We start from the raw sequence: 1,895 nt of genomic DNA on the forward strand, positions 1-1,895 counted from the left end.
GAAGTATTTCGGCGGTGTAAATATAAAAGTGAAAGGGGATGTGTTCCATGTGACAGTCATGCTGCAGCAGGGGGAGGTGGGAGAAGGTAAGTAAATGACCGTGTATTAAATGAAACTCAAAAACAGATTAAAATGGAGGATTAAAGATGGCTATCAGCGGAGTAGGACAGAATTTTTATAGGAACAATGTGGAAACAACAAAAAATGCGAACAGTACAGAAAAATTTGCATTGGAGAAAACGGGAAACACAAAGGAATTATCGGAAGCGGAAGAAATGGCTGCTTTCAAGAAGGAATTTTACGCAGAACTTGAGAGGATACCAAAGAATAGAACAATCACCAATTTGGCGGTCAATATATCAGAGGAAGCGTTTAAAAATATGAAAGATGATCCGGAATATAGGGCAAAGATAATGTCGGCGCTTCAGCGTGATTTGACTTCATCTTTTGCCCCGCTAAAAGCGTCATTGCTTATAACGGTAGGAGCAACCGAGAAAGATTATAGGGGAGATTCATGGTCTGGCCCCAACAATGATTCGGAATTTTTTGCACGTTCACAGGATAGTTTTTATAAGAAAACAAGCGGTCAAAAGGACAGGCAGAAGGAGTTGCTGGAAGAATATCTGGAAAAGCGGGCGCAGGCTAAGAGACAGCAGCAGGAACTGTTGGATGAAAAGGTTGCAAAGGCGGAGCAGGAGAGAAGCAGGCTGGCAAAGGCATGGGCTGGTGAAAGGCAGATGGCGGCGGCATCCAATGCTTATGATGCAAATGTCATGACGGAGACAGCGGCAGGCGGCGATACGCTGCTCGGATAAATGCGGGCATCATGCCTGGACTTACCGCAAGGGGGCAAGGGCGGCTCCGGATGACAGAGGGGCCGCAGGTAATATTTTTTGAAGGAGGGTAAAGATTATGGCAATGGAGATTACAAACGATTACAGTAACTATGCGGCAAATTACACTGATACTATGAAAAAATCTGGTAGTAATACAACAAGGGAGGTAAAGACAAGCAGTAAAGCCAAGGCACAGGAATACTATGAGCAATTATGTAAGAAATTTCCGCAGATAAATATTAATTCGAGTAGGGGAGTTGCAAGTGGCGGTAGAAATAACGTCGTTTTGAATCTCTCCAATGACTGCCTGAGAAAAATGGCAAGTGATCCGGATTTTGCAAGAAAAATTGAAAATGACATAGCGGGTATACCAGCAGCGCATGAGCAGATGTTTGCCAGGGCAAAAAGTGACGGTATTGAGATAGATGAGTTTGCTGTGAGGATCAATGCAGATGGAAGTATGCAATGCTCCTGTAGTGGTTCAACAAGAACCAGCGGCTCAAAAGAAAGCGCATCCATACTGAATACAGAAAAAAGGCAGAAAGAAAGATTAGAAAAAAAGCGTGAGGAGAGAAAAAATTTAGAAGAAAAAGCAGCGAAACGGCGGGCAGAAAGAAAAGAGCAGATGGATAAACTGACGGAAGATGGAGAAGCAGAATCGTTCACGGTATCTGCCACGGGCATAGATATGAAAAGCGTTACGCAGAACCTCATAGCAGCGGTTTCTGGTACATCAGTGCCTACAGGGGTAAGTTTTGATATAAAGGCGTAAGAAATATTCCGCAACAGACTGCTTAGGCATACTGCAAGGGGCAGATATGGCACTGACCGACAGAGGGCTGTTGCATAAGGGGAAGTTAGGCGATATGTCTGCATGGAGGTAATGAACCGCTCGGGTCATGACTGAAACTGTGGCAGGCGGAGATACGCTGCTTGGTTAATGAAGGGTATCATGCCCGGACTTACCGCAAGGGAGCATGGGCGGCTTTGAATCATAGGGGGGTACATTCCCCGATGCTTGCATCGTAACTTGCTTAACACAATACTAAAAAAGTGATA

The 1,895-nt window shown here is 44.6% G+C and carries 2 protein-coding genes; both read left to right on the forward strand.

Features of this window, described 5'->3' with window-relative positions:
* Positions 1–146 precede the first annotated feature (146 nt).
* On the forward strand, positions 147–815 hold the full coding sequence (locus D7Y06_RS24895) for a hypothetical protein (protein WP_120410154.1): 669 nt from the start codon (positions 147–149) through the stop codon (positions 813–815).
* Between the two features lie 97 nt (positions 816–912).
* The gene (locus D7Y06_RS24900) at positions 913–1,608 is read left to right on the forward strand and encodes a DUF6033 family protein (RefSeq protein WP_199714854.1); all 696 of its coding nucleotides are present in this window, start codon (positions 913–915) and stop codon (positions 1,606–1,608) included.
* Positions 1,609–1,895 lie beyond the last annotated feature (287 nt).

The sequence above is a fragment of the Roseburia sp. 1XD42-69 genome (assembly GCF_003612565.1).
Classification (GTDB): domain Bacteria; phylum Bacillota; class Clostridia; order Lachnospirales; family Lachnospiraceae; genus Roseburia_B.

Excerpts from the sequence above, each read along its gene's own strand:
- D7Y06_RS24900 (WP_199714854.1), top strand. The coding sequence starts at position 913 with ATGGCAATGGAGATTACAAACGATTACAGTAACTATGCGGCAAATTAC.
- D7Y06_RS24895 (WP_120410154.1), top strand. The coding sequence starts at position 147 with ATGGCTATCAGCGGAGTAGGACAGAATTTTTATAGGAACAATGTGGAA.